General features: G+C 59.6%; 22 protein-coding genes. 19 read left to right on the forward strand and 3 right to left on the reverse strand.

All coding sequences use genetic code 11. The annotated features are described in order from the left end of the window. The first annotated feature begins 2 nt into the window (after positions 1–2). Together clpX and ispG are read left to right on the forward strand one after the other, a co-directional pair. Positions 3–1,271, forward strand: a complete 1,269-nt coding sequence (gene clpX, locus ACI5FR_RS15340) for an ATP-dependent protease ATP-binding subunit ClpX (protein WP_405455683.1) — start codon at positions 3–5, stop codon at positions 1,269–1,271. A gap of 116 nt (positions 1,272–1,387) precedes the next feature. Beyond that, complete coding sequence (gene ispG / locus ACI5FR_RS15345; RefSeq protein WP_405455685.1) at positions 1,388–2,485, forward strand: flavodoxin-dependent (E)-4-hydroxy-3-methylbut-2-enyl-diphosphate synthase; 1,098 nt, start codon at positions 1,388–1,390, stop codon at positions 2,483–2,485. On the opposite strand, the gene ACI5FR_RS15350 is transcribed toward ispG, so the two are convergent. Beyond that, a complete protein-coding gene (locus ACI5FR_RS15350) occupies positions 2,486–3,241 on the reverse strand; it encodes an N-acetylmuramoyl-L-alanine amidase family protein (protein ID WP_405455687.1) in 756 nt (251 codons plus the stop codon). It lies immediately after the preceding gene. Between the two features lie 147 nt (positions 3,242–3,388). Here ACI5FR_RS15350 and lonB point away from each other — a divergent pair, with 147 nt between their 5' ends. The 13 genes from lonB to hemB all read left to right on the forward strand — a co-directional run bounded on the left by lonB (position 3,389) and on the right by hemB (position 18,098). Next, positions 3,389–5,107: an ATP-dependent protease LonB gene (gene lonB / locus ACI5FR_RS15355; protein WP_405455689.1), complete on the forward strand. Its 1,719-nt coding sequence runs from the start codon at positions 3,389–3,391 to the stop codon at positions 5,105–5,107. Between the two features lie 191 nt (positions 5,108–5,298). Continuing rightward, the gene (gene lon / locus ACI5FR_RS15360; RefSeq protein WP_405455690.1) at positions 5,299–7,635 is read left to right on the forward strand and encodes an endopeptidase La; all 2,337 of its coding nucleotides are present in this window, start codon (positions 5,299–5,301) and stop codon (positions 7,633–7,635) included. A 16-nt stretch (positions 7,636–7,651) separates the two neighbouring features. Then, positions 7,652–8,266, forward strand: a complete 615-nt coding sequence (yihA, locus tag ACI5FR_RS15365; RefSeq protein ID WP_405455692.1) for a ribosome biogenesis GTP-binding protein YihA/YsxC — start codon at positions 7,652–7,654, stop codon at positions 8,264–8,266. Between the two features lie 409 nt (positions 8,267–8,675). Further along, positions 8,676–9,203: a non-ribosomal peptide synthetase module gene (locus ACI5FR_RS15370; RefSeq protein WP_405455694.1), complete on the forward strand. Its 528-nt coding sequence runs from the start codon at positions 8,676–8,678 to the stop codon at positions 9,201–9,203. A gap of 142 nt (positions 9,204–9,345) precedes the next feature. Beyond that, a complete protein-coding gene (locus ACI5FR_RS15375; protein WP_405455695.1) occupies positions 9,346–9,927 on the forward strand; it encodes a zinc ribbon domain-containing protein in 582 nt (193 codons plus the stop codon). A 339-nt stretch (positions 9,928–10,266) separates the two neighbouring features. Next, the gene (gene speD, locus ACI5FR_RS15380) at positions 10,267–10,668 is read left to right on the forward strand and encodes an adenosylmethionine decarboxylase (RefSeq protein ID WP_405455698.1); all 402 of its coding nucleotides are present in this window, start codon (positions 10,267–10,269) and stop codon (positions 10,666–10,668) included. A 153-nt stretch (positions 10,669–10,821) separates the two neighbouring features. After that, positions 10,822–11,364, forward strand: coding sequence for an S-adenosylmethionine decarboxylase (locus ACI5FR_RS15385; RefSeq protein ID WP_405455699.1), 543 nt, complete (start codon positions 10,822–10,824; stop codon positions 11,362–11,364). Positions 11,365–11,541: 177 nt separating this feature from the next. Next, entirely contained in the window at positions 11,542–12,960 is a 1,419-nt protein-coding gene (gene hemA / locus ACI5FR_RS15390) for a glutamyl-tRNA reductase (protein WP_405455702.1), read from the forward strand. 30 nt (positions 12,961–12,990) lie between these two features. Next, positions 12,991–13,818, forward strand: a complete 828-nt coding sequence (locus ACI5FR_RS15395; protein ID WP_405455705.1) for a cytochrome C assembly family protein — start codon at positions 12,991–12,993, stop codon at positions 13,816–13,818. A 6-nt stretch (positions 13,819–13,824) separates the two neighbouring features. After that, on the forward strand, positions 13,825–14,472 hold the full coding sequence (locus tag ACI5FR_RS15400; RefSeq protein WP_405455706.1) for a precorrin-2 dehydrogenase/sirohydrochlorin ferrochelatase family protein: 648 nt from the start codon (positions 13,825–13,827) through the stop codon (positions 14,470–14,472). A gap of 66 nt (positions 14,473–14,538) precedes the next feature. Then, entirely contained in the window at positions 14,539–15,498 is a 960-nt protein-coding gene (gene hemC, locus ACI5FR_RS15405) for a hydroxymethylbilane synthase (protein ID WP_405455806.1), read from the forward strand. 9 nt (positions 15,499–15,507) lie between these two features. Next, positions 15,508–17,037, forward strand: coding sequence for a uroporphyrinogen-III C-methyltransferase (gene cobA, locus ACI5FR_RS15410; protein WP_405455709.1), 1,530 nt, complete (start codon positions 15,508–15,510; stop codon positions 17,035–17,037). Positions 17,038–17,105: 68 nt separating this feature from the next. Further along, on the forward strand, positions 17,106–18,098 hold the full coding sequence (gene hemB / locus ACI5FR_RS15415; protein ID WP_405455711.1) for a porphobilinogen synthase: 993 nt from the start codon (positions 17,106–17,108) through the stop codon (positions 18,096–18,098). 82 nt (positions 18,099–18,180) lie between these two features. Here hemB and ACI5FR_RS15420 read toward each other — a convergent pair whose 3' ends face one another. Then, positions 18,181–18,339 (reverse strand): hypothetical protein, encoded by a 159-nt coding sequence (locus ACI5FR_RS15420; RefSeq protein WP_405455713.1) that lies wholly within the window; start codon positions 18,337–18,339, stop codon positions 18,181–18,183. Between the two features lie 243 nt (positions 18,340–18,582). On the opposite strand from ACI5FR_RS15420, the gene hemE reads away from it, so the two are divergent. Genes hemE through hemG form a run of 3 tightly spaced genes read left to right on the forward strand, consistent with a single transcriptional unit; the run spans position 18,583 to position 22,080 of the window. Next, on the forward strand, positions 18,583–19,665 hold the full coding sequence (gene hemE, locus ACI5FR_RS15425) for a uroporphyrinogen decarboxylase (RefSeq protein ID WP_405455716.1): 1,083 nt from the start codon (positions 18,583–18,585) through the stop codon (positions 19,663–19,665). A gap of 3 nt (positions 19,666–19,668) precedes the next feature. Then, complete coding sequence (hemH, locus tag ACI5FR_RS15430) at positions 19,669–20,595, forward strand: ferrochelatase (RefSeq protein WP_405455718.1); 927 nt, start codon at positions 19,669–19,671, stop codon at positions 20,593–20,595. A gap of 42 nt (positions 20,596–20,637) precedes the next feature. Beyond that, positions 20,638–22,080 (forward strand): protoporphyrinogen oxidase, encoded by a 1,443-nt coding sequence (gene hemG / locus ACI5FR_RS15435; protein ID WP_405455720.1) that lies wholly within the window; start codon positions 20,638–20,640, stop codon positions 22,078–22,080. 113 nt (positions 22,081–22,193) lie between these two features. Here the strand turns inward: hemG and ACI5FR_RS15440 are convergent, their stop codons facing one another. Further along, on the reverse strand, positions 22,194–22,862 hold the full coding sequence (locus ACI5FR_RS15440; RefSeq protein ID WP_405455722.1) for a Crp/Fnr family transcriptional regulator: 669 nt from the start codon (positions 22,860–22,862) through the stop codon (positions 22,194–22,196). 93 nt (positions 22,863–22,955) lie between these two features. On the opposite strand from ACI5FR_RS15440, the gene hemL reads away from it, so the two are divergent. Then, positions 22,956–24,257 carry a glutamate-1-semialdehyde 2,1-aminomutase gene (gene hemL / locus ACI5FR_RS15445; RefSeq protein ID WP_405455724.1) on the forward strand — a complete coding sequence of 434 codons (1,302 nt, stop codon included), beginning with the start codon at positions 22,956–22,958 and terminating at the stop codon, positions 24,255–24,257. Positions 24,258–24,275 lie beyond the last annotated feature (18 nt).

Here is a 24,275-nt window from a genome sequence, read left to right on the forward strand (position 1 = left end):
CGATGTTTAAATTCAACGACGAAAAAGGACAGCTGAAATGCTCCTTTTGCGGCAAATCCCAGGATCAGGTCCGGAAGCTTGTAGCGGGACCGGGTGTATATATTTGCGACGAGTGTATTGAATTATGCACCGAGATTGTGGAAGAAGAGCTCGGCAGCGAAGAGGAATTGGATCTGAAGGACGTACCGAAGCCGAAGGACATCCGTGTCATTCTGGACCAATACGTCATTGGCCAGGATCAAGCGAAGAAGTCGTTGTCGGTAGCGGTTTACAACCACTACAAGCGGATCAACTCCCAGAACAAGCTGGAAGACGTCGAGCTGCAAAAGAGCAATATCGTGCTGATCGGGCCGACCGGCAGCGGGAAGACGCTCTTGGCCCAAACGTTGGCCAAAATTCTGAACGTGCCGTTCGCGATCGCCGACGCTACGTCGCTGACCGAAGCCGGATACGTGGGCGAGGACGTCGAGAACATCCTGCTCAAGCTCATCCAGGCGGCGGACTATGACGTGGAGAAGGCGGAACGCGGCATTATCTATATCGATGAGATCGATAAAGTGGCGCGCAAATCCGAGAACCCGTCCATTACCCGCGACGTGTCCGGAGAAGGCGTGCAGCAAGCGTTGCTCAAAATTCTGGAAGGTACGGTAGCGAGCGTCCCTCCGCAAGGCGGCCGCAAGCATCCGCATCAAGAGTTTATCCAGATCGACACGACGAACATCTTGTTCATCTGCGGCGGGGCCTTCGACGGCATCGAGCAGATCATCAAGCGCCGGATCGGCAAGAAGGTCATCGGCTTCAACAGCGAGGGCCACAAGAACGATCTGAAGCCGGGTGAATATTTGTCCATGGTGCTGCCGGAGGATTTGCTGAAGTTCGGCTTGATTCCGGAGTTCGTGGGCCGTTTGCCGGTCATCTCCACCCTGGAGCCGCTCGATGAACCTGCGCTTGTCCGCATCTTGACGGAGCCGAAGAACGCGCTTGTCAAGCAGTACCAAAAGCTGCTCGAGATGGATAACGTGGCGCTTGAGTTCTCGCCGGAGGCGCTCGACGCCATCGCGAAGGAAGCAATTAAGCGGAACACGGGCGCGCGCGGCCTGCGGGCGATCATCGAAGGCATTATGCTGGACGTGATGTTCGAGGTGCCGTCCCGCGACGACGTCATCAATTGCACGATCACGAAGGAAGCGGTGCTCGAGAAGATCGCTCCGGAGCTGAAGACGAAGGATGGCAAGTCCGTATCGGTGAAGAAAAAAGAAGAAAGTGCTTAACATAGAAAAGACCCGAACCTTCCTCCGCCTGAACGCGCTTGTATGCGTGTGTCTGACGACCCTGTCAGAACGTCGTTCGGGGGGAGGATGTTTGGCGTCCATGGGAGAGTTTCCACATGTACCATAGATCCGAGACCGTGCCTGTCCGCGTAGGCGATCTGACGATCGGCGGCAGCAACGAGGTCATCATGCAGAGCATGTGTACGACGAAGACGGCCGACGTAAAGGCGACGGTCGCCGAAATTCACCGGCTGGAAGAAGCGGGCTGCCAGCTCGTCCGCGTCACCGTGAATAACCAGGAAGCCGCTGCCGCGATCAAGGACATCAAGCGGCAGATTCATATTCCGCTCGTGGCGGACATTCACTTCGACTACCGGCTCGCGCTGGCCGCGATCGAGAACGGTATCGACAAGGTGCGGATCAACCCCGGCAATATCGGCCGGCGCGAACGCGTGGAAGCGGTCGTGAAGGCGTGCAAGGAGCGAAACATTCCGATCCGGATCGGTGTCAATGCGGGGTCGCTTGAGAAGCACTTGTTGGACAAGTACGGCTACCCGACGCCGGAGGCGATGGTCGAGAGCGCGCTGTTCCATATCGGCATTCTCGAGGAGCTTGATTTCCACGACATCATCGTGTCGCTGAAGGCGTCCGACGTGCCGATGGCGATCGCGGCTTATACGAAGGCGTCTGCTGCGTTCAAGTACCCGCTCCATCTCGGCATCACCGAAGCCGGCACGCTGTTCTCCGGCACGGTCAAGAGTGCGGCGGGGCTCGGCGCCCTGCTCTCCATGGGACTTGGGTCGACGATGCGCGTCTCGCTCAGCGCCGATCCGGTGGAGGAGATCAAGGTGCAGCGCGAGCTGCTGAAATCGTTCGGGCTCATTACGAATGCTGCGACGCTCATCTCCTGCCCGACATGCGGAAGGCTGGACATCGATCTGTTCTCGGTCGCGAACGAAGTGGAGCAATATATCGAGAAGCTGAAGGTGCCGATCAAAGTATCGGTGCTGGGCTGTGCGGTGAACGGTCCCGGAGAAGCGAAAGAAGCGGACATCGGCATCGCCGGCGCCCGCGGGGAAGGCATGCTGTTCCGGTACGGCGAGATGATCCGGAAAGTGCCGGAGGCCGAACTCGTAAGCGAGCTGAAGAAGGAAATCGACCACATTGTCGCCGAGTTCGAACGGACCGGCACGATTCCCGGTCGGAAGCATTGATCATTTGTACGGCTGGCTGGAGAACGCGATTAAATATTCCCGAATGGCGGAGGCGATGGCTTCCGCCATTTTTTGTTGCTTGGCGGGCTTAGTCAAATAATCGCGATCCGCGGGGCTGCTGATGTAGCCCATCTCCACGATGACCGCGGGACATGGGGAATGATTCAGCAAATAAAACGGCTTGCCCAAATAAGGGCTCTCTCCGGCACGGCCGTATAACGCGTTCAGTCGGCGCTGGATCAAGTGAGCGGCGGCGTGGCTATGCGGGTTCATCTGGAACAGCACGGTCGCTCCGGACCTGCTCGGTTTCTTGGCCCAGTTCGTATGCAGGCTGACGACGAGCTTCGGCCGCAGCGCCTCGGCGAGCAGCTTCCGCTGGGACAAGTCGCGAAGGTGCCGGGAACGGGTGCGAAGCCACTCGTTGTCGTCGCTCAAGGCATAATCGGTCGTGCGGTTGATGGCCGCCCGGACCCCGGAACGGGTCAATTGCTCGTATACCTTCAGCCCAATCTCCAGGTTCACATGCTTCTCCAGCAAATCGCCGTAACTCGTGCCGCCGTCGATTCCACCGTGCCCGACGTCGATCACGATATCGGCGTCCGGCAAGGCGATCGGGACCGCCCAGCCTAAATTGCTGCTGATGGAACTATTGGAATTTCGTGTTGGACGGGGTTTCCCGTCAGCCGAGGCCGTCCCTCCGCTTATACCAGTGGCTAACAGCAAGCAGCCGGCCAACAGGAGCTTTAACGTTCGCATCGTTTTCCAACCGCCTTTTCTCAAGATACGCATAATTCGGCTTCCTTTAGCGTGTGCAAACTTTTTGTTCTCATACTCGGTTAACCCGTCCTGCGCAGGGGAATACTGCTAATAGAGTAAAAGTGAACTCGCTAGGAGGAACAAAACATGAGTTTAAGCATTGTCCTGATGATCATTCAGGTGTTCTTCGCCATTGTCATCGGCTTATATTTCTGGAACCTGCTGCGCAACCAGCAGACGAACCGCACCGCGGTCGACCGCGAATCGAAGAAGGAGATGGACAAGCTGCGGAAGCTTCGGTCCATCTCGCTGACGAAGCCGCTGGCGGAGAAAACCCGGCCGTCCTCACTCGAAGACATCGTAGGGCAGAAGGAAGGTCTGCGCGCGCTGAAGGCGGCGCTGTGCGGTCCGAATCCGCAGCACGTGATCATCTATGGGCCCCCCGGGGTGGGCAAGACCGCTGCGGCGAGAGTGATCCTGGAAGAGGCGAAGAAGAATCCGGCGTCCCCTTTCCGGTATGACGCCAAGTTCATCGAGCTGGACGCGACGACGGCCAGATTCGACGAACGGGGCATCGCCGACCCGCTCATCGGCTCCGTGCACGATCCGATTTACCAAGGCGCGGGCGCGATGGGCGTAGCCGGCATTCCGCAGCCGAAGATCGGGGCGGTGACGAAGGCGCACGGCGGGGTGCTGTTCATCGACGAGATCGGTGAATTGCATTCCATTCAAATGAATAAGCTATTAAAAGTGCTTGAAGACCGGAAAGTGTTCCTCGAGAGCGCCTACTACAACTCCGAGGATCCGAATGTGCCGAGTTACATTCACGACATTTTCCAGAACGGCTTGCCCGCAGACTTCCGTCTTGTGGGCGCGACGACACGGACCCCGCAGGAAATTCCCCCGGCGATCCGTTCCCGGTGCATGGAAATTTTCTTCCGACCGCTCTTGCCGGAGGAGATCGAGCGCATCGCGGTGAACGCCCTGCGCAAGATCGGGTTCCGCGACAACAGCCAAGCGGTCGAGGTGGTCAAGAAATACGCCACGAACGGACGGGAAGCGGTCAATATGATCCAGCTGGCCGTAGGGGTTGCGATCTCGGACGGCCGTCAAGACGTCACGGCTGCCGATGTCGAATGGGTCGCCAACAGCAGCCAGCTGACCCCGCGACCGGAGAAAAAGGTGCCCGCCGAGCCGCAGATCGGCCTGGTGAACGGCCTCGCCGTATATGGCCCGAACCAGGGCATGCTGCTCGAGATCGAAGTCACCGCCACGCCGGCTACGCAGCCGGGCGCGGGCCATTATACGATCACGGGCGTCGTGGACGAGGAAGAGATGGGCGGCGGGTCCAAAACGCTGCGTCGCAAGAGCATGGCCCGCGGCTCGATCGAGAACGTCCTCACGGTTCTCCGGCGGGCGGGACTTAACACGCAGGATTACGACTTGCATATTAATTTTCCGGGCGGCATTCCGATCGACGGACCGTCGGCAGGGGTGTCGATGGCGACGGCGATCGCTTCGGCGATTCGAGGCATCCCCGTAGACAACAAACTGGCGATGACGGGCGAGATCAGCATCCACGGCAAGGTGAAGCCGATCGGCGGAGTCGTTGCGAAGGTGGAAGCGGCGTTTCAGGCAGGGGCAACCCGGGTTATTATTCCAAAGGAGAACTGGCAGGACATCTTCGCGAATTTAACCGGAGGGCTGCAGGTCATCGCCGTGGAATCGATCGAGGAAGTGCTCGCCCATGCGCTCAGCCTGCAGGAGACCGGTGGAGCGATCGTGCCGCCGAATGCGCCGGACGTGCTGATCGCTTCGCCGCCGCCGCTTTTTCACGCGCGGCCCGATCGCAGCACCGAGGCTTAGCGAATTGGTGTTTTGCCTGCAATTTTGATAAAATGGTGACTACATCCAACCTAGAAGGTTTCGCCCACCTGGACAGATCGGGCATAAGCTAGGGTCACCTGCATCGGGGCTTGTCCTGGAAAACACTTCGGAGGTCCTGCGTCGCATGTGCGGGGGATGAGTTGGGGCAAAATTGGTGGGAGGTGCTGGGCATGGGACCGAATAAGTCGAAGGCGCGCAAGCTGCCTTTGCTGCCGTTGCGCGGCTTGCTCGTATACCCGAGCATGGTGCTGCATCTGGACGTAGGGCGCGAGAAGTCCGTGAAGGCGCTCGATCAGGCTATGGTAGACGACAGCATGATTCTGCTGTGCTCCCAATCCGAGATCAATATAGAGGACCCGGCGGCGGACGACATCTACCGGATCGGTACGATCGCCAAGGTCCGGCAAATGCTGAAGCTCCCGAACGGCACGATCCGGGTGCTCGTCGAGGGCATCGTACGGGCGGAGATCGTGGAGTTCACGCCGAACGCCGAGTATTACATGGTCGTGGCCAAGGAGCTGCCGGAGCAGGAGACGTCCGATTCCGAGACCGACGCCTTGATGCGAACGGTGCTCGGCCAGTTCGAGCATTATATCAGCTTGTCCAAGAAGGTGACGCCGGAGACGCTGGCGGCCGTATCCGACATCGACGTGCCAGGCCGGCTGGCGGACGTGATTACGAGTCATCTGTCTTTGAAAATAAAAGATAAGCAGGAAATTCTCGAAACGGTCGACGTCCGGGAGCGGCTGGAGAAGCTGCTCGGCTTCCTGAACAATGAGCGGGAAGTGCTCGAGCTGGAGCGTAAAATCAACCAGCGGGTCAAAAAGCAAATGGAGAAGACCCAGAAGGAATATTACCTTCGCGAGCAGATGAAGGCGATCCAGAAGGAGCTGGGCGAGAAGGAAGGCCGCGCCGGAGAGGTCGAGGAGCTCCGCGCCCAGATGGAGGAAGCTCAGCTGCCGGAGAAGGTGAAGGAGAAGGTCGAGAAGGAGATCGACCGGCTCGAGAAAATGCCGGCCACATCCGCCGAGGGCGCGGTCATCCGCAACTACCTGGATTGGCTGCTGGCGCTGCCGTGGTCGAAGAAAACCGAGGACGATCTCGACATCAAGAAGGCCGAGGACATTCTGAACGAGGATCACTACGGGCTCGAGAAGCCCAAGGAGCGCGTGCTGGAGTACCTGGCCGTGCAAAAGCTCGTGCAGAAGATGAAAGGCCCGATTCTTTGCCTAGTCGGCCCGCCGGGGGTCGGCAAGACGTCCATCGCCCGCTCCATCGCGCGTTCGCTGGACCGCAAGTTCATCCGCATCTCGCTAGGCGGGGTTCGCGACGAGGCGGAGATCCGCGGCCATCGCCGAACCTACGTCGGCGCGATGCCGGGCCGGATCGTGCAAGGGCTGAAGAACGCAGGCAGCCTCAACCCGGTAATGCTGCTCGACGAGATCGACAAGATGTCGATGGACTTCCGGGGCGATCCGTCCGCGGCGCTGCTCGAAGTTCTCGATCCGGAGCAAAACAGCACTTTTAGCGATCATTATATCGAGCTGCCGTTCGATCTGTCGAACGTCATGTTCATCACGACGGCGAACGCCGCTCATAACATCCCGCGTCCTCTCCTGGACCGGATGGAGCTGCTGTACATCCCGGGCTACACGGAGCTCGAAAAGCTGCAGATCGCGAAAAAATATTTGCTGCCCAAGCAAATTCGCGAGCACGGGCTGCACGAAGACCAATTGAAGGTCGACGAAGAGACGCTCATGAAGCTTATTCGCGAGTATACGCGCGAAGCGGGTGTGCGGAACCTGGAGCAGAACGTCGCGAGCCTGTGCCGTAAGTCGGCGAAGGAGATCGTCTCCGGCGAGAAGACGTCCATCCACATCACGAACGCCAATTTGGCTGATTACTTGGGCCCTGCGAAGTTCCGCGTCCATCTGGCCGAAGAGGAGGACCAAGTGGGCGCCGTGACCGGCCTCGCCTGGACCGAGGTAGGAGGCGATACGCTCGTCATCGAAGTGACGGTCATGCCGGGTACCGGCAAGCTGACGCTGACCGGCAAGCTGGGCGACGTCATGAAGGAGTCGGCGCAAGCCGCATTCAGCTATACGCGTTCTAGAGCGGAACAGCTGCACATTCCGCCGGACTTCCACGAGAAGAACGACATCCACATTCATATCCCGGAAGGCGCGATTCCGAAGGACGGCCCTTCGGCCGGCATCACGATGGCGACCGCGCTCGTGTCAGCCTTGACCGACATCCCGGTGTCCAAGACCGTAGCGATGACAGGCGAGATTACGCTTCGGGGCCGGGTGCTGCCGATCGGGGGCTTGAAGGAAAAGTCGCTCGCCGCACATCGCGCCGGTATTCGCAAGGTGCTGATGCCGAAGGACAACGAGAAGGATCTGCAAGAAATTCCGGCTAGCATTCGCGAGGAAATGACCTTCGTTCCCGTATATCATATGGACCAGGTGCTGGAACACGCGTTAGTGAACCCAGTCTCGGTACATTGACGGGAGGAGAGACGGGATGAAGGTGCATAATGCCGAGTTCGTCATCAGTGCGGTCGGTCCGAGCCAGTACCCGGAAGACGGCTTGCCGGAGGTAGCCCTCGTCGGCCGCTCCAACGTGGGCAAGTCGTCGCTCATCAACCGCATGATCGAGCGGCGGAATTTGGCCCGTACGAGCTCGCAGCCCGGCAAGACGCAGACATTGAACTTTTACCGCATCGAGTCGAAGCTGTACTTCGTCGATTTGCCCGGCTACGGCTATGCGAAGGTGTCGAAGACGAAGCGCGCGGAGTGGGGCAAGTTCATCGAGAAATATTTGACCGAGCGGGATAAGCTGAAGCTGATCATCCAGATTATCGACCTTCGGCATCCGCCTACTGCGGACGACCTGGCGATGTATGAGTGGCTCGTCTACTACGAGCTGCCGGTATGTCTGGTGGCGACCAAGGCGGATAAAGTGCCGAAGGGCAAATGGCAAAAGCATCTGAAGATCATAAAGGAAGCGCTCGGGAAGCGGCCGGAGGATCGGATGGTGCTGTTCTCCTCGGAGCTCGGCATCGGCCGTGACGAGCTGTGGGAGGCCATCGGCCTTGCCGCGGGTTTATATGAGGAAAGCTCGGCCGAAGTCGAGTAAGTCGGAATTATGCAACCTCTGGAGGGATGACCTCCGGAGGTTTTTTGGTGCGCTGTTCACTCCGAAAAGGGGCATTCTTTAAGTGAATCAATTCTGGTTTCGGCCGGAGGAATTGCATGAATATACAAGGGAATCGAAGAAGAGATAGAAAGATACATGCAATTGTCTTGCCTTCCTCCGGGAGAGTGCCGATTTTTCTGAATTTTGATTGTTTTTGGGCGATAAGTTAGCAGGAATAATCCTGAGCGATATAGTATAATAAATAAAGTAAGGCGTGAAGTCATTTCAAGAACGACGTCCGTTGGAGTAGAAATGATTTGGGTTTAAAACAAAGAATCGAGGGATTTTTATGGCTCAGCGGTTAGCGACGGAATATGTCAAAACCTGCTTGCATTTAACAGAAGCCGAAATGTCTAGTTTTCTGGATTTGCTTAAAAGGAATGAAGCCAATCCTCGGATCAAGGTTACGGAGAACGGAAGCCAGGAAATTGCCATTCAGGATGAAGCAGGCGAAGAAATTTGTTTGTCATTCGAACGACAGCAAGACGGATATGTATGCGTTGGCTCGTGCCGCGTCAGCAATCCGAAGCTGGCCAATCTGATGCGCAAGGCCGTGGCGGAATTTAAGGGAGATGCGATCGTCAACCGGATTTATTCGTCCTACACGATGAACTATATTTATAAGCACGGGTCGGTCGTGCAGATCATGGAGATTACGAAGGACCACAAGCGGCTCGTGTTCGAGTATAAGGACACGGTAGGCCAACTGGAACGGTTGTTTCAGCAAAAGCGGGTGGAGCAGGACATTCAGGACGTCCTGAACCGGATCAACAGCCTGCTGGATGCGCGCAACCGAGCCAACCACGATGGCGAGATCGCCGCGATCGACAACCAATTGAAATCATGGACGCATCAATTGTTCGTACTGGAAGCGTGAGCAGCCATATAGATGGAGAGGGGTCGAGCGATCGGCCCCTTTTCTCATGGTTTCCCCGAAATGGCGGGCGGGCTGCGTATAATATAGAGATGTATGCCATCATAGCTGCGAGTATTGAAACCAGATCTGGAGGGACAACGGCATGAGCTTTTTTCAAAAAATCAAAACCGGCGCCGCCAAAGCGGCCGACAAAGCCCAACGTACCGTAGAAACGACGAAGCTGTCGGCGCAAATCGCCAAGAAGCGCAAAGAATTGAAGGACAATTACACCGAGATCGGAGCGATCGTATACAAGGCGTACCAGACCGGGGACCTGTCTCTCGCGGAGCCCGACATCGCCCGTCTCGCTCAAGCGAACGCCGCTATTGAAGAGGTCATCGCCAGCTTGCACGAGAAGATCCGCGAACTGAACGACGAGCACCTCTGCGTGTGCGGCCAGACCGTACAAGCGAACGCGGCCTATTGCTTCGCCTGCGGGCGAAAGCTGGAGGTGGAGGAGCCGGCGGAGGACATAGAGGAAGAGGAAGCACCGGAGATCGGCGAGGCTGAGCTCGAGCCGTGGGCAGAAGCCCAGCAGGCGGAACGGCCGGATGACGAGACTCCAGTGTATCAGGGGATCGCGGAAATTCGTTGCAAAATGTGCGGCGAATATATCCGTCCGGACGATCGGGCCTGCACCCATTGTGGGGCCGTACAGGGCACGCCAGGGGACACGATGCGGTAGAGATCTTTTGTGTCTGCCGAATGGGCGGACGTCCTGAATAGGCGCTTCAGACCTTGTACGAGGTCCGAAAAATTGCGCGAATTACGCACCAGATCGTTCGTGCTGACATACGTTGAGTACTGGAGTGACAATCGTCCCGGTATTTGCACTCTTAACAAAAAAAACTATTGCATTTCTGGGCTGAAGATGTTATTTTTATTCTCGTTGAAAACAATATAGGAACCAGGATTCACTCAGGACATGTAATGTTGCGAGAGATTATTCCCTCGAGAAGTGAATGACGTAGGTCCTAGCGGATGAAATCCAACAATTTTATTCCTAGGAAGGGGGAACCGAAAGATGGAATACTCAACTTTCGGAAGACACGTTGCTGTTGATACTTGGGGAGCCGATTTTGACAAGCTGAACAACGCAGAATGGCTGCAAGCCCAAATGGTGGAAGCTGCTGAGGTATGCGGAGCAACGGTACTGTCCGTCCAATCCAAGCAGTTCGAGCCGCAAGGCGCAACGGTTTTGGTATTGCTGTCGGAGAGTCACATCTCGATTCATACGTATCCTGAGAAAGGATTCGCAGCACTCGACTGCTACACTTGCGGGGAGACCGTAGATCCGCAAGCGGCAATTGATTATCTCGTATCCGTCTTGAAGCCTGAGAGAACGTATGCCAAGAAGCTGATCCGTGGCGTCGGCGAAATGACGGTGGAGACGCCGGCCATGCCGCAAGCCGTATTGGCGAAATAATGGCGAATGCAATGAAGCTGGATAGCTTTCTAAATATGTAATGTGAATGGCCATGGAGCGCAATCCATGGTCATTTGTTTTGAGTTCGTCCCATACACATACAAGGAAACCCCTGTACCGCTTTTTGGGGAGGTTTTGGGGAGGTAATGACGTATGGGAAATCAAGCCAAGCGATTGATGAGGAGAGGGGTCGTCTGGCTCGTCGTGGCGGTCCTGATCGTCTGGCCGGCGTATCGGATTCTGCACAGCCTGGGGAGCGGGGACAAGAGGTACGACTCGACCAAGCTGCTGTACCAGGTCGCACAGTTCCAGATGGAGCTGTTGTCCAGCGCGCTGTCCGAGTCGGGCAAGATCAAGGAGACGGAAGAGTTGAACGAGCTGCGGCTGATCGTCTATTCCGCGAACTACACCCATGAGCGGCTCGTGCTCGCGATGGGCGAATCGAAGCTGACCGCGCTGCGGTCGCTCCCGGAGCTGCTGCAGCTGCTGCTGCGCTACCAGATCGGCGGAGAACGGCCGCTGAAGCCGGACGAGACCGACACATTGAACCGGGCGGCCGGCCTGTTCAAGCCCATCTTCGAGAGCTACGGCAAGCTGCTGACGTCCGGGGGCGAAGTGGTCGGATCGGCCGACGACAAGCTGCACAAAGCCGACGAGGAATTGTACGCGATGCTGCACAAGAAGCTCCTTCCATAAAAGGGCTCCGGTATAGGCGTTTCCATGAACGAACATACTAGTGGGAGCGGCCGGACCGTCATAATTTCTTCATACTTTGCCGGGACGCTCTTGTCGAACTATGGTATAATAGACCCGGACAAACCCGTAAATTGATTTCAACAAAGACACTTTTCACATAAAGGCAGGTGATTATCGATGCACATGATAGTCGTCGGATTGAATTATCGGACCGCCCCCGTAGAAATCCGGGAGAAATTCACATTCGCGGAATCCGAGCTGGCCGGCGCCTTGCAGCAGCTCAAGGACACGAAGAGCATCCTTGAGTGTGTCATCGTGAGCACTTGCAACCGTACGGAGATTTATGCCGTCGTCGACCGGCTGTATATGTGCGGGTATTACATTCGCAGCTTCCTCGAGAAGTGGTTCGACATTCCTCGGGAATACATGAAGGATTATTTGTACATGTACGAAGACCGTCCGGTGATCGAGCACTTGTTCAAGGTGACGTGCGGGCTGGACTCGATGGTGATCGGGGAAACGCAAATTCTCGGTCAAGTGCGGGACGCCTTCCTGAAGGCGCAGCAAGAGCACGCGACCGGGACCTTGTTCAACATGCTGTTCAAGCAAGCGGTGACGCTGGCGAAACGGGCGCATTCGGAGACGGCGATCGGCGAGAACCCGGTCTCGGTCAGCTATGCGGCGGTGGAGCTCGGCAAGCGGATCTTCGGCCAATTCAAGAAGAAGACGGTCATGATCATCGGCGCGGGCAAGATGAGCGAGCTGACGCTCAAGCATCTCGCCGGCCAGGGCGCGGACCGGGTGCTCGTCGTGAACCGGACGGCGGCGAAGGCGGAGGAGCTGGCACGCAAGATGAACGGCACCGCCGTCCCGCTGGAACGGATGGTGGAGGAGCTTCGCCATGTGGACGTCGTGATCAGCTCGACCGGCGCCTCGGACTACGTGCTGCACGAGGCGGACATCCGCCGGGTGATGCAGGCCCGGAAATCGCGCCCGCTGTTCATGATCGACATCGCGGTGCCGCGCGACCTGGATCCGCACATCGCGAACGTCCCGAACGTGTACCTGTACGATATCGACGACCTGGAGCTGATCGTGGAGACGAATGTGAGCGAACGAAGGAAAGAAGCGGTGAAGATCGAGGCGATGGTCGTGGAGGAAATCGCGGCGTTCGAACGGTGGTTCAAGCTGTTGGGCGTAGGTCCGGTCATTCAGGCGCTGCAGGAGAAGGCCAGCGCGATCCATGAGGAAACGATGGACAACCTGCTGCTCAAGCTGACCGACTTGGACGAGCGCGAAGTGAAGCTGATTCGCAAGCTGACCAAGAGCATGCTGAACCAGATGATGCGCGATCCGATTCTCCGGATCAAGGAGATGGCCGGCGAGCGCGGCGGCGATCAGGCGCTCGCGATGTTCACGGAGCTGTTCGCCTTGGAGTCGGAAGTCAAGGAAGCGGCGGCCAAGCAAGCCGTACCGCTCGCCCGGAAGCAGGCGCAGCCCATCCGGGAGGACGGCGTGTTCGCCGCCGGAGCGAAGCCGCAGGAACGGGCGCCGATCTTGACCCTCGCCGCGGGCGAAATGCTTGCCGGTTCCTGACGGGCCGGCTGGGGAAGCAGGTAGCTGGCGATGATAACAACCTGGTTGTACGATGCGATTGTTTACTTATATGCCCTGAGCCTGTTGTTTTACTTCTCCGCCGCGGTCGGACGCCGACGGAGTGCAAAGCGTATGGGTGCAGGGCTGCTTGCTTTTGTGTGGCTCATGCAAACCGTCTATCTCGGCTATCGGATGTATGTGCTGCAGTATGTGCCCGTCTTAACGCTGTTCGAGAGTCTATTTCTAGTCGTCTGGTTGCTAGTCTCCGTCTCGCTAGTGATGAGCTGGTGGCTGCGGCTCGACATGATCGTCTTTCTCGTCAATGTGGCCGGGTTCGCCATTCTGGCCGTCAACCTGTTCAGCGATCCGGCCATCTCGGCGGGCAGCAAGCAATGGGAGGCGCAGGACCACCTGCTGTTCATTCACATTACGCTCGCGATGAGCAGCTATGTGGCGTTTTTGTTCAGCGCCATCTTCTCGCTCACCTACTTGTACATGCATCGGCAGCTGAAAGAGAAGACGTGGTCGAAGCTGATGACCCGCTTCCCGAGCCTGGACGCGATCGAGGACTACACGTACCGGTCGGTGCTCATCGGTACGCCGCTGCTCATCCTGTCGCTCGTGCTGGGCATGGTGAAGATCGGTCTCCAGGGCAACAATCATTTGCTGCTCGATCCCAAAGTGTTCAGCACGTTCGTCATTATGCTCGCCTACGTGTCATATCTCGTGCAGCGGGCGACGGGCAATTACCCGGGCTTCAAGCTGGCGCGCTGGAATTTGGCCGCCTTTGCGCTCGTCGTGCTGAATTATGTAGGCCTCAATTTTATGTCGCGTTTCCATCAATGGATCTGGATGTGACCTAGCATGAGCGATTATCCCGCGCTGCCGATGCAAGTGCGGCTCGCCGGCCGGCCGTGCCTCGTCGTAGGCGGCGGCCGGGTGGCGGAGCGCAAAATCGCCGTCCTGCTGGAAGCCGGGGCGGCCGTGCACGTCGTGAGCCCGGACGTGTCGGACCGGGTGCAGGCTTGGATCGACGCCGGAGCGGTGACGGCGTCGCGGCGCGCCTACGCGACTGAGGACGGCGAAGGCGCGTTCCTCCTCGTGGCCGCCACCGATCAGGCGGCCGTCAATGCGCGCGTAGCCGCCGACGGGGCGGCGCGCGGCCAGCTCGTCAATGCGGCGGCGTCGCCGGAGCTCGGCTCCGTGACGCTGCCGGCGGTGCTGCGGCGCGGGCGGCTCGTCGTGGCGGTGTCCACGACGGGCGCGAGCCCCGCCGCCGCCGCGGCGATCCGCGACCGGATCGCCGCGCTGCTCGGCGACGAAGCGGAGCGGCTGCTCGAGTTCCTCGAGCGGTTCCGCCGGGAGGCGCTGGCTCGCGTGCCGGATGCGGCGCGTCGCCGGGAGCTGCTGCGGGACGCGATGCGCGGTGATGTGTTCGCCCGGCTCGCGGCGGAAGGCTGGGACGCGTACGAGCGGGACATGCTCGCGCGGCTGGAGGCGGCTGCGAAGTAATCGTTACGGCGTCTGGCGACTGTTGAAGATAGATGAATGGTGTTACAGGTAAAAAGGGGGATCGTCATGCGGACCATTATAGTAGGATCGCGGCAGAGCGCCTTGGCGCTGACGCAGACCGGACAAGTGATCGACCAGCTCCGCCAGGCGGCCGAGCGCTACGGCGTCGCCTGCGAGTTCGAGATCCGGAAGATCGTGACCAAAGGGGACCGGATCTTGGACGTGACGCTGTCCAAGGTAGGCGGCAAAGGGCTGTTCGTGAAGGAGATCGAGCAAGCGCTCCTGGACGGGGAGATCGACATGGCCGTCCACAGCATGAAGGACATGCCGTGGGAGCGGCAGGCGGGTCTCGTCATCGGCGCGACGCCGGAGCGCGTCGACCCGCGCGACTGCCTCGTCACCCGCGGCGGCGTGCCGCTCGCGGAGCTGCCGCAAGGCGCGAAGCTCGGCACAAGCAGCCTGCGCCGGGCGGCGCAGCTGAAGGCGTACCGCCCGGACCTCGTCATCGAGTCGATCCGCGGAAACATCGACTCGCGCATCCGTAAGCTCGAGACGGAAGGCTTCGATGCGATTATGCTGGCCGCGGCGGGCTTGCACCGGATGGGCTGGGCCGACCGCATCCACGACTACGTGCCGACGGACGTCTGCGTCCCGGCCGTCGCCCAGGGGGCCCTCGGCATCGAATGCCGCGAGGGCGACGCATTCATGGTCGATCTGCTGAGCAAGATCGACCACGCGCCTACGGCGCTCGCCGTGCGGGCCGAGCGCCGGTTCTTGGGGCGCCTGAACGGGGGATGCCAGATCCCCCTGGGCGCCTACGCCGTCGTGCGGGAGCCGGAGGGCGGCCGCACGGGAGCTGGCGGGTCACCGACATTGGAGGTGACTGGCATCGTCGGCGCGCCCGACGGGAGCGCGCTGCTGAAAGAGATCGTGCGCGGCACCGATCCCGACGCGTTGGGCGACGAGCTGGCGGACAAGCTGCTCGCGATGGGCGCGGATCGCATACTGGCCGAACTGAGAGGATGAGCGAACGGCATGCCTAGGGGAAAAGTATATTTGATCGGAGCCGGTCCCGGCGATCCGAAGCTGATTACGATTAAAGGCAAGGAAGCGATCGAACGGGCGGACACGATCGTATACGACAGGCTGGCCAATCCTCGCCTGCTCCGGCATATGAAGCCGGGGGCTGAGCGCATCTTCGTCGGGAAGCTGCCCGACAAGCATATTCTGAAACAAGGGGAAATCAATCAGCTGCTCGTCGATCTGGCGCTGCAGGGCAAAGTGGTAGCGCGCCTGAAGGGGGGCGACCCCAGCGTCTTCGGCCGGGTCGGGGAGGAGGCGGAGCTGCTCGCCGAGCATGAGATCCCTTACGAGATCATCCCGGGCATTACATCGGCGATCGCGGTGCCGGTCTATGCGGGCATTCCGATTACGCACCGCGATTACACTTCTTCGTTCGCCGTCGTCACGGGTCATGAATATCCGAACAAAACGTACTCGAACGTGCATTGGGATCACCTCGCGGTGGGAGTCGGGACACTCGTGTTCCTTATGGGGGTGGCCAATATCGAAGCGATCACCGAGCGGCTCATACGGCATGGCCGGTCTCCGGAGACGCCAGCGGCTGTCGTTCGCATGGGCACATGGATGGAGCAGACGACGCTCGTCGGCACCGTCGAGACGATTGCGAAGCAAGTCCGGGAGGCGGATCTGCAGTCGCCCGCGATCATCATCGTGGGCGAAGTCGTCCGTATGCGCGAGAAGCTCGCCTGGTTCGAGAAGCGGCCGCTCTTCGGCCGGCGCATTCTCGTCACCCGCGCCCGCGAGCAGGCGAGCGAGCTCGTGCTCGGCATCGAGGAACTGGGCGGGGAAGCCGTCGAGTTCCCGGTCATCCGCTGCCAGACGCCGACTCAGCCCGAGGCCGTGCACGCGCTGGACGAAGCGTTAAGCCGATTGCCGGAGTATGATTGGCTGCTGTTCACAAGCGTCAACGGGGTCGAGTACTTCTTCCGCCGGCTGATCGAGACGGGCCGCGACATTCGCAGCTTCCATCAAGCGCAGATCGCCGCCGTAGGCCCGAAAACCGCGGATGCGCTGCGCATCCGCGGTTTGACAACCATGGCCCTGCCGGCAGAATTCCAGCAGGAAGGGCTGCTGGACGCCCTGGCTCCGCACGTGCGGCCGGGACAGCGCGTACTGATCCCTGCGGGCGACCTGGCCCGCGACGTACTGCCGACGCGGTTGCGGGAGTGGGGGCTGGGCGTGACGACGGTCGTCGCCTACGAGAACGTGCTCTCGACGGAGAACGGCGAGGAAGCGTTGGACCTGCTGCGGGGAGATGCCATCCAGGCGGTGACGTTCACCAGTTCGTCTACGGTGACGAATCTGCTCGAGGCTCTGCGCCGGCTCGGCGAGGAACGGCCGGAGCTGCTGCTGGCTCGGACCGCGATCTATTGCATCGGCCCGCTCACCGCGAAGACGGCCGAAGCCGCCGGACTGAAGGTGCATCGGGTCGCCGAACAGGCGACGGTACAATCGCTGCTGGAAGCCATTTTACACGATTAATTAGCACTCTTCCAAAATACTTCTAATATCTGACATACAATCAATTAACTCAAACGGGAGGGACTATCATGAGCTTTCCAATCGTGCGCAACCGCAGGCTGCGGGGAACCGCGGCGCTGCGCAATCTCGTCCGGGAGACGCAGTTGACCGTGCATGATTTCATCTATCCGTTGTTCGTGACCGAAGGAACCGGGGTTCGCGAGCAGATCGGGTCCATGCCGGGCGTCTTCCATCTCTCGATGGATCAGTTGGAAGCCGAGATTCGGGAAGTGCAAGCCCTCGGCATTCAAGCGATTCTGCTGTTCGGCGTACCGGACCACAAGGATGACTTGGGGTCAGAAGCCTACGGCAACCACTCGATCGTGCAGAGAGCGACCCGCGCCATCAAAGAGTGGGCGCCCGAGCTGCTCGTCGTGGCCGATACTTGCCTGTGCCAATACACGAGCCACGGCCACTGCGGCGTCATCAAGCACGATGAACGCTCGAACCGTACGGAAGTCGACAACGATTTGTCGCTCGAGCTGCTGGTCCAAACCGCGGTCTCTCAGGCGGAGGCAGGCGCCGACATCATCGCGCCGTCGAACATGATGGACGGATACGTGCAAGCGATTCGCGCAGGCTTGGACGAAGCCGGGTTCTCGCACGTGCCGATCATGGCTTACTCGGTCAAGTACGCCTCGGCGTTCTACGGTCCGTTCCGGGACGCCGCGCATTCCGCGCCGCAGTTCGGCGACCGCAAAACGTATCAGATGGATCCGGCCAACGGACGGGAGGCGCTGCGCGAAGCGGAGTCGGACGTGCGGGAGGGAGCCGATCTGCTTATGGTGAAGCCGGCGCTGGCCTACATGGACATCATTCGGCAGCTGAAGGATCAGTTCGACTTGCCGGTCGTGGCGTACAACGTAAGCGCCGAATATTCGATGGTGAAGGCGGCGGCGGAGCGGGGCTGGATCAATGAGCAAGCGATCGTGCTGGAAACGTTGACCGGACTCAAGCGTGCGGGCGCGGACATCATCATCACGTATCATGCGAAGGATGCGGCTCGTTGGTTGGCGCAATAAACGCTCGGGCACAATAAAAGACGCGGCCAGGACCTCGTATGGGGTCTTCGCAGCGTCCTTTTTTGCATATAAGGGTAGGAGTTCATTTCGCTACGAACCAACCGATCACCGCCATCACCAAGACCGCGCTGAAAAACATATAGCTGAACAGCCGAACCGGCTTCGGCAGCAGGGTGGGGGGCTGAGGGGGTATGGCCTCCCGATCGATCGATTCGTCTTCATCCTGCTTTTGATTGGCCACTGGCATCACCCTCCCACATTTCATGTATGCGCTTTCTTACTGATTATACGTTACAACTTGCTCTAAAGTTGCATCAATTACAAAATTTACCGATCGCCTGACACGAGACGTCACATTGTCATCATTTTGTCGGATGTTGTCCGTCCGCGTCGGTTGTTACCCTGGTAGATTTCGGGCATAATGAGATGAAAAGGCGTCCGAACCGTACGGACCCGCATTGGAACAAGGAAAGAGGAGAACGACATGCCCTACAACGACACTTTCATCCGCGCCTGCCGGAAGCAGGACGTCGACCGGTTGCCGGTCTGGTACATGCGGCAAGCCGGGCGTTACGACCCCGAATACCGCCAGATCAAGGAGAAGTACACCTTGCTGGAAATATGCGAGCAGCCCGAATTGGCGGCCGAGGTGACACTGCAGCCAGTACGCAAGCTGGGCGTCGACGCGGCGATTTTGTATTCCGACATCATGAATCCGGTTGCTTCGATCGGCATCGATTTCGATATTGTGAAAAACATCGGTCCGGTCATTCACAATCCGGTTCGGAACGCGGCGGATGTAGCGGCTCTGCGTCCGATCGACGTGGAAGGGGACTTGTCGCACGTGATCGAGACGATCCGCATCCTCGACCGGGAGCTCTCGATTCCGCTCATCACGTTCGCGGGCGCGCCGTTCACGATCGCGAGCTACTTGATCGAAGGCAAGCCGTCGAAGAGCTACATTCGCACCAAAGAGATGATGTACGGCGCCCCGGACGTCTGGTTCGCCCTGATGGACAAGCTGGGGGACATGGTCGCCACATACTTGAAGCATCATATCGCGGCCGGCGCCAAAGCGGTGCAAGTGTTCGACAGCTGGGTCGGCTCGCTGGCTCCTAGAGATTTTGAGTACTACGTGCTGCCTACGATTCAAAAGATTTTCCGCGAGCTGTCCGCTTACGACCAGCCGAAAATTTATTTCCCGGGCGTCAGCTCCGGCGAGCTGCTGCCGGCGATAGCGGCGTGCGAGCTGGAAGCCGATGTGATCGGGCTCGACTGGCGCGTGTCCATCGCGGAAGGCCGGCGCCGGCTGAACGAACGCTATGCGGTACAGGGCAACCTGGACCCATACGTGCTGACCGCGCCGCAGTCCGTGATCGAGGAGCATGCCCGCGCCATTATCGACGAAGGGCTGACGCAGCCGGGCTATATTTTCAACCTGGGGCACGGGCTGTTCCCGGAAGCTTCCCTCGAGAAGCTGCAGGCGTTGACCGCGTATGTTCATGATTATTCGGCTCAAGCAATCTTGAAGCGGAAGGCGGCCGCGATCGGCCCGGAGAGGAGCTAGACGATGGCGAAACGAACGATGGGAGTCTTGGTGATGTCTTACGGGACGCCCGAGAGCATGGATCAGATCGAAGCTTACTATACGCACATTCGCCGGGGAAACGCGCCCTCGCCCGAGCAGCTGCAAGAGCTGACCGAACGGTACGAAGCGATCGTGGGCGGGTTCTTCCCGCTTCGCGAGAACACGAACAAGCAAGTGGCCGCGCTTGAGGAGACGCTGAACCGGGAGCATCCGGATCTGACGTTCCGCTGCTATCAGGGGCTTAAGCATGCGTCTCCGTTCATAGAGGACGGAGTGCACCAGATGGCGGAGGACGGCATTCAGGAGGCAATCGGCGTCGTGCTCGCCCCCCACTACTCGATTATGAGCGTAGGCGGCTACATTAAACGGGCGCAGGAGGCGGCCGCAGCCGCAAACGTGAACATGCAGTTCGTGAAGCACTATCACCTGCATCCGCTCCTGATCCAAGCGTTGTCGGACCGGGTGAAGCGGGCGATGGCACGGTTCGCCGAACCAGACCGGTCGCGGGTTCGCGTAATTTTCACCGCCCACAGCTTGCCTGCGCAAATCTTACAAATGAACGACCCTTACCCGGATCAAATGATGGAGACGTCGAAGGCGGTCGCCGATCAAGCAGGTGTGGTCAGCTGGCAGTTCGCATGGCAAAGCGCCGGCCGTACCGCAACCCCTTGGCTCGGGCCGGACATCCTGGACGTGCTGGAGACGATTCACGAGGAAGAGCAGGTGAAGCACGTGCTGATCTGCCCGATCGGGTTCGTGTCCGACCATCTGGAGATTCTGTACGATATCGACATCGAGTGCCAGGGCAAGGCGAAGGAGCTGGGCATGCAGCTGGAACGGACCGAGTCGCTGGGCACGGACCCGCTGTATATGCGGACGCTGAGCGATGTTATCGGGCAGTTCGTGTAGCCGATGTAGCCGTGTAGCGAATAGAGAAAGAAGGGTAGCGTTATGGGGAACACTCGCCACAAGGTTGTCGTCGTTGGCGGCGGGATTACCGGGCTCAGCGCGGCGTTTTATGCCAAAGCAGCTTTGCGGGAGAGCGGGCTGGATGCCGATGTGCGGCTGATCGAGAAGAGCGGCCGGCTGGGCGGGCGAATCAACACGCTGCGCCGCGACGGCTTCGTCATCGAGAAAGGGCCGGACTCGTTCCTGGCGCGCAAGCTGCCGATCATCGAGCTGTCTCGGGCGCTAGGGCTCGAGGACGAGCTCGTCGGGACGAATCCGAACGCGAAGAAGACGTATATTTTGCACAAAGGGAAGCTGCATCGGATGCCGCAAGGGCTCGTGCTGGGCATCCCGACGGAATGGTCGCCATTCCTGAAGACCGGGCTGATCTCCACGGCCGGCAAAGCTAGAGCGGCGCTCGATCTCGTGCTGCCGAAGCGGACGGATCCGTCCGACGAGTCGCTGGGCCACTTCCTGGAGCGCCGCCTGGGGCGCGAGGTGCTGGAAAATATCGCGGAGCCGCTCTTGGCCGGGATTTATGCCGGGGACACGTTCCAGCTGAGTCTCGCGGCGACGTTCCCGCAGTTCCGCGCGGTAGAGCAGAAGAAGCGCAGCCTCGTGCTCGGGATGATGGCGAGCCGCAAGGAAGGCCAGGCGCTTCCCGGGCTGCCGGCGGCGGCCAAGTCCAGCGTGTTCCTCACGTACAAGAACGGCTTATCCACGCTTGTCGAACGGCTGGAGGCGGAGCTGGGGGATATCGTGCAGACCGGACGCGGCATCGTCTCGCTCTCGCAGCATATCGCAGCTGACGGCCGGGCGGAGTATGATCTGGAGCTGGACAGCGGTGAGCGGATCACCGCGGACGCCGTCGTCTTGACGCAGCCGGCGGCCGCGACCGCGAAGCTGCTGGCCGGGATTCCGGAGGCGGAGCACTTGGCGGGCATCCGATATGTGTCCGTGGCGAACGTCATTCTCGCATTCGACGCGAAGGACATCCCGCTGCCGCTCGACGGGACCGGCTACGTCATTCCACGCAAGGAAGGGACGACGATCACGGCGTGCACATGGACGTCTACGAAGTGGCTGCATACCGCTCCGCAGGGCAAGGTGCTGCTGCGGTGCTATGTCGGCCGATCCGGCGCCGAGCAGTGGGTGCATTGGTCGGACGAGGAGCTGATCGCCAAGGTCCGGACGGACCTGCGCGAGATGCACGGCATCCAGGCGGAGCCGCTCTTCCAAGAGATTACCCGCCTGCCGCATTCGATGCCCCAGTATCCCGTCGGGCATCTGGACGCCCTGCGCCGCCTTCGCGCACGGCTGGCCTCGGAGCGGCCCGGCGTGTACGTCGCCGGCGCGGCGCTGGAGGGTGTCGGCCTGCCGGATTGCATCCGGCAAGGACGCGACGCGGCGAAGTCGGCCGTCGATTACATTCGCGGCCATAGGTAACCCATAACGCAACAATCCGCGGGCGGCCGGCTCGCGGATTGTTGCGGGTTCATACAAGTTGACGGGTTGAATGGACATGGCTGGAAACTTCCACTGAACTCGTATAAAATGAGTTAGGACGGCTGCCGCAGGCGATCGAGATGCAACGAGAAGTCGTTCGAGCCGAGCGTTACGATCCGCTTATCGGTCAAATCCCGCATCACCTGCATGAGTACGTTTTTCTGCACGCCGGCCATTTGCGAGATTTCGTCATAGTTGAGCGGATGCCGCACGACTATCAAGTTCCCGTTGCGAATCCCGTTCTTGTTCGCCAGCATGATCAGGTTCTTGATAATGCGCGAGCGGGCATCGAGGAACGTCAAGTCATATACGTGCTGGTTCGTATCCCGCAGACGCTGGCTCAGCTCCTGCAGGATGCCGAGCGTAATCTCGAAATTGTTGCGCATCACTTCCAGGAAGCTGTCCGCCGAGAGCGCGATCAGAATCGTGTCTTCCATCGCCTGGGCGGTTGCGGAGCGGGGCTTGCCGTCGATGAGCGACAATTCGCCGAAGCTCTCGCCTTCCTTGAACAAGGAGAGCATTTTCTCCTCGCCGGCGCTATTGGACGTGAAGATTTTGACCGATCCCATGTACACCACATAGAAAATCGAACCCGGCTCCTTCTCGCGGAACAGGATGGTCCCCGAGCGAACCGCCTTTTTGCTGCAGATGCCCGCGATCAGGTTGAGCTGGTCTTCGTTTAACTTGGCGAATAGCGGCACTTGTCGAAGAAATTCTATCATTCCTGCACCCTCGAATAGGTATTATGGACTACCCACATATTTTACCATAGAACCAAGCAAACATAAATAATGGACAGGGGCGTGTATTCAAAAATGGACATTCAGCGCAAGCGGGTCGATGTCAAATCGAAGGCGGCATTCGAAGAAGCGAAACGGATCATTCCCGGCGGAGTCAACAGCCCGGTGCGGGCGTTCAAATCGATCGGCCTGACTCCGGCCTTCATCGAACGCGGTGCCGGCTCGCGCGTCTACGATATCGACGGCAACACGTTCATCGACTATGTCGGCTCCTGGGGGCCGCTCATTATGGGACATGCCCATCCGGAAGTGGTCGAGGCGATCAAGCGGATGGCCGAGCTCGGCACTAGCTTCGGCGCTCCGACGCTGATCGAGACGGAGATGGCGAAGCTCGTATGCGAGCGTGTCCCTTCCATCGAGGTCGTTCGGATGGTCAACTCCGGCACGGAAGCGACGATGAGCGCCTTGCGGCTCGCGCGCGGCTATACCGGGCGGAGCAAAATCCTGAAGTTCGAAGGCTGCTACCACGGGCATGCCGACTCGCTGCTCATCAAGGCCGGGTCCGGCGTAGCGACGCTGGGCTTGCCCGACAGCCCGGGCGTTCCGGAAGGCGTGGCGGTGAACACGATCACCGTCCCTTACAATGACTTGGAGTCGGTCCGGCTCGCGTTCAGCAAATTCGGCGAAGAGATCGCCGCCGTTATTGTGGAGCCGGTCGCCGGCAACATGGGCGTCGTACCTCCGCTTCCCCGCTTCCTCGAGGGGCTGCGCGAAGTAACGACGCAGTACGGCTCCGTCCTCATCTTCGATGAGGTGATGACGGGCTTCCGCGTCGGCTATCACTGCGCCCAGGGACGCTTCGGCATTACGCCCGACCTGACCTGCCTCGGCAAGGTCATCGGCGGCGGGCTGCCGGTCGGCGCCTACGGCGGCAAGCGCGAGATCATGGAGCGGATGGCGCCGAGCGGCCCGATCTATCAGGCCGGCACGCTCTCGGGCAATCCGCTGGCCATGATCGCAGGGCTCACGACGCTGCAGCTGGTCGGCCAGCCTGGCGTCTACGAGGAGCTCGAGCGCAAGTCGGCTCGGCTCGAGCAGGGCTTCGCCGCGAACGCCCGGGAGCTGGGCATCGCCAGCACGATCAACCGGATCGGCTCGATGGTGTGTCCGTTCTTCACCGAAGAACGCGTCATCAACTACGAGACGGCGAAGACGTCCGACCTCGGCCGGTTCAGCCGCTATTTCGGCCATATGCTGGACTTGGGCATCAGCGTCGCGCCGTCGCAATTCGAAGGCATGTTCGTCTCCGCTGCTCATAGCGATGAAGATATCGAAGCGACAATCGCCGCGCATTATGAGGCGCTCAAACAACTGTAGGGCAAGCGTACCCATGGA

This window comes from Paenibacillus sp. HJGM_3 (assembly GCF_045062745.1).
In the GTDB taxonomy this organism is placed as follows: Bacteria; Bacillota; Bacilli; order Paenibacillales; family NBRC-103111; genus Paenibacillus_AA.

Excerpts from the sequence above, each read along its gene's own strand:
- clpX (WP_405455683.1), top strand. The coding sequence starts at position 3 with ATGTTTAAATTCAACGACGAAAAAGGACAGCTGAAATGCTCCTTTTGC.
- ispG (WP_405455685.1), top strand. The coding sequence starts at position 1,388 with ATGTACCATAGATCCGAGACCGTGCCTGTCCGCGTAGGCGATCTGACG.
- ACI5FR_RS15350 (WP_405455687.1), bottom strand. The coding sequence starts at position 3,241 with ATGCGAACGTTAAAGCTCCTGTTGGCCGGCTGCTTGCTGTTAGCCACT.
- lonB (WP_405455689.1), top strand. The coding sequence starts at position 3,389 with ATGAGTTTAAGCATTGTCCTGATGATCATTCAGGTGTTCTTCGCCATT.
- lon (WP_405455690.1), top strand. The coding sequence starts at position 5,299 with ATGGGACCGAATAAGTCGAAGGCGCGCAAGCTGCCTTTGCTGCCGTTG.
- yihA (WP_405455692.1), top strand. The coding sequence starts at position 7,652 with ATGAAGGTGCATAATGCCGAGTTCGTCATCAGTGCGGTCGGTCCGAGC.
- ACI5FR_RS15370 (WP_405455694.1), top strand. The coding sequence starts at position 8,676 with ATGTCTAGTTTTCTGGATTTGCTTAAAAGGAATGAAGCCAATCCTCGG.
- ACI5FR_RS15375 (WP_405455695.1), top strand. The coding sequence starts at position 9,346 with ATGAGCTTTTTTCAAAAAATCAAAACCGGCGCCGCCAAAGCGGCCGAC.
- speD (WP_405455698.1), top strand. The coding sequence starts at position 10,267 with ATGGAATACTCAACTTTCGGAAGACACGTTGCTGTTGATACTTGGGGA.
- ACI5FR_RS15385 (WP_405455699.1), top strand. The coding sequence starts at position 10,822 with ATGGGAAATCAAGCCAAGCGATTGATGAGGAGAGGGGTCGTCTGGCTC.
- hemA (WP_405455702.1), top strand. The coding sequence starts at position 11,542 with ATGCACATGATAGTCGTCGGATTGAATTATCGGACCGCCCCCGTAGAA.
- ACI5FR_RS15395 (WP_405455705.1), top strand. The coding sequence starts at position 12,991 with ATGATAACAACCTGGTTGTACGATGCGATTGTTTACTTATATGCCCTG.
- ACI5FR_RS15400 (WP_405455706.1), top strand. The coding sequence starts at position 13,825 with ATGAGCGATTATCCCGCGCTGCCGATGCAAGTGCGGCTCGCCGGCCGG.
- hemC (WP_405455806.1), top strand. The coding sequence starts at position 14,539 with ATGCGGACCATTATAGTAGGATCGCGGCAGAGCGCCTTGGCGCTGACG.
- cobA (WP_405455709.1), top strand. The coding sequence starts at position 15,508 with ATGCCTAGGGGAAAAGTATATTTGATCGGAGCCGGTCCCGGCGATCCG.
- hemB (WP_405455711.1), top strand. The coding sequence starts at position 17,106 with ATGAGCTTTCCAATCGTGCGCAACCGCAGGCTGCGGGGAACCGCGGCG.
- hemE (WP_405455716.1), top strand. The coding sequence starts at position 18,583 with ATGCCCTACAACGACACTTTCATCCGCGCCTGCCGGAAGCAGGACGTC.
- hemH (WP_405455718.1), top strand. The coding sequence starts at position 19,669 with ATGGCGAAACGAACGATGGGAGTCTTGGTGATGTCTTACGGGACGCCC.
- hemG (WP_405455720.1), top strand. The coding sequence starts at position 20,638 with ATGGGGAACACTCGCCACAAGGTTGTCGTCGTTGGCGGCGGGATTACC.
- ACI5FR_RS15440 (WP_405455722.1), bottom strand. The coding sequence starts at position 22,862 with ATGATAGAATTTCTTCGACAAGTGCCGCTATTCGCCAAGTTAAACGAA.
- hemL (WP_405455724.1), top strand. The coding sequence starts at position 22,956 with ATGGACATTCAGCGCAAGCGGGTCGATGTCAAATCGAAGGCGGCATTC.